Source organism: Neisseria sp. (assembly GCF_030523955.1).
Lineage (GTDB): Bacteria > Pseudomonadota > Gammaproteobacteria > Burkholderiales > Neisseriaceae > Neisseria.
The window spans coordinates 22,183-28,561 of record NZ_JAUNHL010000036.1; the positions used below are offsets into that span (position 1 = coordinate 22,183).

7 protein-coding genes and 1 pseudogene are annotated in these 6,379 nt (G+C 47.8%); 3 read left to right on the forward strand and 5 right to left on the reverse strand.

The window, feature by feature from the left end; all coding sequences use genetic code 11:
• Positions 1 to 115: 115 nt before the first annotated feature.
• Entirely contained in the window at positions 116 to 1,399 is a 1,284-nt protein-coding gene (locus tag Q4C79_RS08635) for a valine--pyruvate transaminase (protein WP_303090612.1), read from the forward strand.
• An 86-nt stretch (positions 1,400 to 1,485) separates the two neighbouring features.
• Here Q4C79_RS08635 and Q4C79_RS08640 read toward each other — a convergent pair.
• From Q4C79_RS08640 to Q4C79_RS08660, 5 genes and pseudogenes are all read right to left on the reverse strand, one after another.
• Positions 1,486 to 1,849, reverse strand: a pseudogene (locus Q4C79_RS08640) (integrase core domain-containing protein); the annotation flags it as partial.
• Between the two features lie 233 nt (positions 1,850 to 2,082).
• Positions 2,083 to 2,646 (reverse strand): peptidylprolyl isomerase, encoded by a 564-nt coding sequence (locus tag Q4C79_RS08645; protein ID WP_303090613.1) that lies wholly within the window; start codon positions 2,644 to 2,646, stop codon positions 2,083 to 2,085.
• Positions 2,647 to 2,908: 262 nt separating this feature from the next.
• Entirely contained in the window at positions 2,909 to 3,883 is a 975-nt protein-coding gene (locus tag Q4C79_RS08650) for a class 1 fructose-bisphosphatase (RefSeq protein WP_303090614.1), read from the reverse strand.
• 96 nt (positions 3,884 to 3,979) lie between these two features.
• On the reverse strand, positions 3,980 to 4,258 hold the full coding sequence (locus Q4C79_RS08655) for an NF038104 family lipoprotein (RefSeq protein ID WP_303090615.1): 279 nt from the start codon (positions 4,256 to 4,258) through the stop codon (positions 3,980 to 3,982).
• Positions 4,258 to 4,584 carry a general secretion pathway protein GspG gene (locus tag Q4C79_RS08660; protein WP_303090616.1) on the reverse strand — a complete coding sequence of 109 codons (327 nt, stop codon included), beginning with the start codon at positions 4,582 to 4,584 and terminating at the stop codon, positions 4,258 to 4,260. The genes Q4C79_RS08655 and Q4C79_RS08660 overlap by 1 nt, the downstream gene beginning before the upstream one ends.
• 81 nt (positions 4,585 to 4,665) lie before the next feature.
• Here Q4C79_RS08660 and Q4C79_RS08665 point away from each other — a divergent pair, with 81 nt between their 5' ends.
• Complete coding sequence (locus Q4C79_RS08665; protein ID WP_303090617.1) at positions 4,666 to 5,328, forward strand: response regulator; 663 nt, start codon at positions 4,666 to 4,668, stop codon at positions 5,326 to 5,328.
• Positions 5,329 to 5,473: 145 nt separating this feature from the next.
• A complete protein-coding gene (locus Q4C79_RS08670) occupies positions 5,474 to 6,037 on the forward strand; it encodes a YceI family protein (protein ID WP_303090618.1) in 564 nt (187 codons plus the stop codon).
• Positions 6,038 to 6,379: the final 342 nt, after the last annotated feature.

Below are 6,379 nucleotides of genomic sequence, written 5' to 3' on the forward strand. Positions count from 1 at the left end.
CCAAGCAAAATACTGCCTGCTACACAAGCGGACAGTATTTTTCAGACAGGCATTGAACCTGCCCACGATTTAACTTCGTTTCCAACATATACGTTACCAAACACAAGGAACATACATGCAGTTTTCAGCATTCGGCCAGAAATTCACCCGCAACAGCGGCATCTTGCAATTAATGGATGACCTGGGCAACGCGCTTAACAGCGACCAGCCGGTTAATATGTTGGGCGGCGGTAATCCGGCGCGTATTGCCGAGGTAAATGCCGTTTACCGCGAGGTATTGAAACAGCTGGCCGACAATGCCGACGGCGTCGAGAGTGTAGGTAATTATTCCACGCCGCAGGGGGATGCCCGCTTTATCGATGAGCTGGTGGCCTTTTTCAACGCACAATACGGCTGGCAGCTCACACGCGAAAATATCGCGCTAACCAATGGTTCTCAAAACGCTTTTTTCTATCTTTTCAACTTATTTGGCGGTCGTTTTGAAGACAACAGTGAAAAATCCATCCTGCTGCCCTTGGCGCCCGAATACATCGGTTATGCCGATGCCCACATCGATAAACCACACTTTATCGCCGTACCGCCCGCCATTGAAACGGTGGAGCACCAAGGCCAAAGCGGTTTCTTTAAATACCATGTGGATTTTGATGCCGTGGAGCAGTTACCGGCACTTACCGAGGGCAAAATCGGAGCGATTTGCTGTTCACGGCCAACCAATCCTACCGGCAACGTACTCACCGACGACGAAATGGCCCGTCTTGATGCATTGGCACAGGCGCACGGTATTCCGCTGATTATCGACAATGCTTACGGCATGCCCTTTCCCAATATCATTTACAGCGATGTTACCTTGAATTGGCATGAAAACATCATCTTATGTTTCAGCCTTTCTAAAATCGGCCTGCCCGGCGCACGTACCGGCATCATCGTGGCCTCACCGCAAGTGATCAAAGCCATTAGCTGCTTGAATGCAATTGTCAATCTGGCACCTACCCGCTTTGGTGCCGCCATTGCTACACCACTGCTAAAAGACGGCCGCTTGCAAACCTTATCCGACCAAGTAATCCAACCTTATTACCGCCGTCAGGCCGAAACGGCGGTGGCACTGCTCCGGCAAGAGCTGGCCGGCTACCCGCTTCGCATACACAAACCGGAAGGCGCGATTTTCCTGTGGTTGTGGTTTGAAGGCTTGCCGATTCATTCGCAAGAACTGTACCAGCGTTTGAAAGCCAAAGGTACGCTGATTATTCCGGGCGAGCACTTTTTCGTCGGCCTCGATACTACAGCTTATCGCCACGCCCACGAATGCATACGTATGAGCATCGCGCAAAGTGATGAGGTTTTGCAAAAAGGTATTGCCGCAATCGGTGGGGTGGTGCGTGCAGTATATGATGCCAAGTAGTGCAAACAGATCATTACACCCACCCAAACAAATGCCTGTCTGAAAAAATTTCAGGCAGGCAAAAAATTTGTTTAATCCTGAATTTATTAATACCTCGTCATACTCGGACTTGACACGACGCCCTTCAGCCTTTTGTGTGGCTTAACCGTGTTATAAAAATTCACAAAGCGGCATAATTCTTTTCGCCGGCGTTTCGTGCCTTGAAATGGTATTATTTTATCGTGCCACATCTCCATCAGGATGCAGATCACCCGTTCGGCTTTACCGTTGGTCTGCGGTCGGGCGATGCGGGTGAATTTTTGTTCGATATTGTTTTGTGCGCAGGCAACGCCGAAGGGATGCCCTGCATTGCCCCGGTATTCCACACCGTTGTCAGAATAAGCGCATTCAATGTTAGTCAGGACAGCAGTCGATCACGTCGTGCAACAGAAACTTGGCCGCACTGGCTGCGGCCAAATGGCTTACCGGTGATGCGGGGTAAGCCGGGTATTTTTATGCATGTTCATATCAGTATTGCCCTTCAACCTGTAAACAACGCGATCAATTCCTATACTAACTTTTATTAACCAATGGTTATCACTATAAAATGCCTGTCTGAAAAATGTTTTCAGACAGGCATTTTTTATCAGGAGTTAGGGATGCTCAACATCCCCCAATTTGAGCGAAAACTTATGTTTCGGTTGTTATTTCAAAATCGTCACCTTCTCGATGATAATAGGCTTAACCGGTACATTTTGATATTGGGCATAATCGGTCGTGGCGGTTTTGCTGATGCTTTGTACTACATCCATGCCGCCGGTTACTTTACCGAATACCGCATAGCCAGCACCTTGCACGGTATTGTTTTTGCGGTTGAGAAAATCGTTATCGGCTACGTTGATAAAAAACTGGCTGGTTGCGGAATTCGGCGAAGCGGTACGCGCCATTGCGATGGTACCGGTTTTGTTGGCAAGGCCGTTATTGGCTTCATTTACAATTGCTTTTTCGGTGGCTTTTTGTGCCATATCGGGGGTAAAACCGCCGCCCTGAATCATAAAACCGTCGATTACACGGTGAAAAACGGTACCGTTATAAAAGCCTTTTCGGGCGTAATGAACAAAATTAGCGACTGTTTTCGGTGCTTTTTGCTCGTCTAAGGAAAGTTCGATTTTACCCATATTGGTATCGATAACCGCGCGGGTTTCGGCATGGGCGGAAAATGCGGCCATGCTGATCAGGGCAGCAAACAGGGGGAGTATTTTTTTCATAGGTTTATTCGTGAAAGGTATTAAAAAGTTTATCAATGCCGCTTTTTACGGATGTTCCAAAAAAGCGGCAAGTCATTCATTGCCTACCGGCCGGATCGGAGTGCACGTTACGCTGAGATTTTAGCGGGAATTCGCGTTAATAAAATGACGCCTTGTTTTGAGTTGTGAAAAATATCGGCAAAAGCGCAAACCAGCTAGCCAATCAAATGCCTGTCTGAAACGTTTGAATGCTTTTCAGACAGGCATTTGCTTTCTTTCGTGCTTATTGCTGATGTAATTGGTTTACTTTTTCCACTTCTTCTTTACTGCCCAATACCACGGATACGCGCTGATGCAAACCTTCGGGTTGAATATCAAGGATATTTTGCTGCGTATTGCTGCCGATGCCGCCGGCTTGCTGCAAAATCAATACCAAGGGATTGGCTTCGTACATCAAACGCAGTTTGCCGGGCTTGGCGGGATCGCGCTGATCAGCCGGATAAAGGAACACACCGCCGCGCATCAGAATGCGGTGTACTTCTGCTACCATGCTGGCTACCCAGCGCATATTGTAGTTTTTGCCGCGTGTTCCATGCTCGCCGGCGAGCAAGTCGCTGATGTATTGCTGCACCGGTTCGTACCAATGGCGCTGATTGGAAGCGTTAATGGCAAATTCTTTGGTTTGCTCGGGTACTTGCGGGTTTTCGCGGGTGAGGATGAATTCGTTATAGTGATCTAGCGTAAACACAAACACACCGTGTTTCAAGGTTAATACCAATTGGGTTTGCGGGCCGTATAAAACATAGCCGCTGGCAACTTGGTCGTTTCCTTTTTGCAGGAAGCTCTCCGTGCTCAGCGGCCCTTGCGGCTTGGCTAAAATCGAGAAAATGGTTCCCACCGAAATATTAACATCGATATTGGAAGAGCCGTCCAGCGGATCGAACAATACAAGATAGCCGCCGTTTTCATGGCAGGCGACAAAAGTTTCTTCTTCTTCGCTGGCAATGCCGGCAACCGCCAGATTGGTTTTCAGTTTTTCAATCAACAGATTATTGGCGATAACATCCAATTTTTTCTGATCTTCTCCCTGTACGTTGCCGGTACCGGCTTCGCCCAGAATACCGGCCAGCGCACCTTGACGCACTTGGTTGCTGATATTTTTACAGGCTTCGACGGTTGTCGTGACCACACTGCCCAAATCTTCAGGTAATTGATGGGCGGCCAGATGGGCTTTCAAGAAGGCTGAGAAGGTTTGCATGGTTGTTTCTTTCTCTAAAATAAAACCGTGTTGTGGAATGATTTATTATACTTGTAATCCGTTGTAATCCGGCAAATGATGCCTACAAACGTGCATTTATTCGGCGGGAGCGGCAGGCGAAACGGGGTAATATTCAACATTTGAAGATTTCGCCGGCAAAGCTTGGTCGGCAGGTTGATCTTTTTTCTCTTTATCCTCTTTGTCTTTATCGGGAATCGCAGCATCAATCACCGCGCCGGTACCTTTCACCACCAGCTTGCCGGCGGTAAACACGGTGGTAGCGGCCAAATCCACCGCACTGGCAACCAAGCAACCCTGCAAAGTAAGTACCAACGGCAGCAACCAGACAAAACGAGGCAAACGTAAGTTGGTCATCAGTGTGCTTCCTTATCGTGCTCATGGGCATGTTCATGCAGTGCCTGATACCAAGCGTCATCGTCGCCGTCAAACTCTTCCAGTTCATCAAAATCACCGTTTTCCACCATGGCGACCAATTCTTCCAAATCGTGTGCGCCTTCTACCCAAAAACAGGGAATATCGGGCGGCGTTTCCGGTGCCAGCAATGCGGCAGTGCCGTCATGCCAAGCCAACCAATAGCCGTTGGCGGTGTGCACAAAAACAGATTCGGGATGGATGTGTTCGTTTTCAGTATTGATAAGCATACGCTCGGCTATTTCGCTCTGGAAAGGCAGATAATTCATAAATAAAGTTCGTTTTAGGTTTCAGACAGGCATTATGATATAGTGAACCCATTCGGAATTCTAGGGAGAACAGGAATCCTTATGCGTATTTTACTGATTGAAGACGATCCTCAAATCGGCGATGGCTTAAACCGCGGCCTGCAAAAATTGAATATGGCGGTCGATTGGTTTCGTGATGGCCTGCAAGGCGCATCGGCGTTGGAAATTGCACCTTATGATGCGGTGGTGCTGGATTTGGGCCTGCCCAATATCGACGGCCTGGAGATTTTGAAACAATGGCGCAGTAAAGAGCTCGACACCCCGGTATTGATACTCACCGCACGTGATGCGATTGCGGATCGGGTCAGTGGTTTGAACCACGGTGCCGACGATTATTTATGCAAACCTTTTGCGCTCGACGAAGTTGCCGCGCGTCTGCAGGCTTTAATACGCCGCAGGCAAGGGCATACCAGCAGCAAATTGGTATACGGCGGGCTGGAACTGGATACCGCCGCGCAAAGCGCTACTTTGCACGGTAAGGCATTATCGCTAACCGCCCGCGAATGGACTTTATTGCAAATGCTGGTATCGCGCCCCAAACACATCATCAGCCGCGCCCAGATCGAAGATAAGTTATATAGCTGGGATCAAGAAGTGGAAAGCAATGCGGTGGAAGTGTATATCCACCATTTGCGCAAAAAAATCGGCAACGAATTTATCAAAACCCGACGCGGTTTAGGTTACCAATTGGGAGAAGCACCATAAAGATACGGAAAAATGTGCAGTATTTCCTATTAGGAAATTGATTATTCTTTATCAAGTTATTTATCCAACGCTAATAAACCGTTAAACTAAACAAGGTTGCATCCCAAATCATCCATATCTTACATTTTATTGAAGGAAAACTTTCATGAAGAAAATCCTGTTTACCGCCTTTACCGCCGCCCTCGCGGCCAGCGCCGCTGCGGCTACTTATAAAATTGATCCCCATCACGCCAACGCTCGTTTTGCCATCGATCATTTCGCTACTTCCACCAATATCGGCGGCTTCTACAATCTCAACGGCACCTTGCAATTTGATTCTGCCAAGCGTACCGGCAGCATTGATTTAAGCATTCCTGTCAACAGCTTACAAAGCAGCAGCACCGATTTCACACAACATCTGAAATCTTCCGATTTGTTTAATGCCGAGAAATATCCGGAAATCCGCTTCGTTTCCACCCGTTTCCACTTTAAAGGCAACAAAGTATCCCGTGTCGACGGCAATCTCTCCTTGCTAGGCAAAACCCATCCGGTAAGCCTGAAAGCTACTAAATTCAATTGTTATCAAAGCCCGATGTTAAAAGCCGAAGTATGCGGCGGTGATTTCGAAACCACCATCGACCGTACCCAATGGGGCATGGATTACTTGGTTAGCGCCGGCATGAGCAAAAACGTAAAATTGAATATCCAAATCGAAGCCGCCAAACAATAATATAGCGGATTCACACATTTTCGATATAAGGCAGCAAGCCGCAGACAGTACAAGAGTAGTACGGAACCGATTCTGTCGCCGCTTCAGCGGCTTACAAAATCGTTCTCTTCGAGCTAAGGCGCAGCAACGCCGTAGCGAAAGTTAAGTTGATCCGCTATAAATGTTCAAATATTCAGACAGGCATCAATGCCTGTCTGAAAAATCTTTTCCGCTGGATATTTTCAGACAGGCATATGAGTTTTCACTCTAGGGTCTGTTGACAATTAACGCAACGGCGGTGTTTTTGTTCTTGAATTGACAATCTAAGTGCAACAAATGCGAAGAGGTGCCCATAAAGCAGTA

Coding starts and splice junctions, on each gene's coding strand:
- Q4C79_RS08635 (WP_303090612.1), top strand. CDS start 116: ATGCAGTTTTCAGCATTCGGCCAGAAATTCACCCGCAACAGCGGCATC.
- Q4C79_RS08645 (WP_303090613.1), bottom strand. CDS start 2,646: ATGAAAAAAATACTCCCCCTGTTTGCTGCCCTGATCAGCATGGCCGCA.
- Q4C79_RS08650 (WP_303090614.1), bottom strand. CDS start 3,883: ATGCAAACCTTCTCAGCCTTCTTGAAAGCCCATCTGGCCGCCCATCAA.
- Q4C79_RS08655 (WP_303090615.1), bottom strand. CDS start 4,258: ATGACCAACTTACGTTTGCCTCGTTTTGTCTGGTTGCTGCCGTTGGTA.
- Q4C79_RS08660 (WP_303090616.1), bottom strand. CDS start 4,584: ATGAATTATCTGCCTTTCCAGAGCGAAATAGCCGAGCGTATGCTTATC.
- Q4C79_RS08665 (WP_303090617.1), top strand. CDS start 4,666: ATGCGTATTTTACTGATTGAAGACGATCCTCAAATCGGCGATGGCTTA.
- Q4C79_RS08670 (WP_303090618.1), top strand. CDS start 5,474: ATGAAGAAAATCCTGTTTACCGCCTTTACCGCCGCCCTCGCGGCCAGC.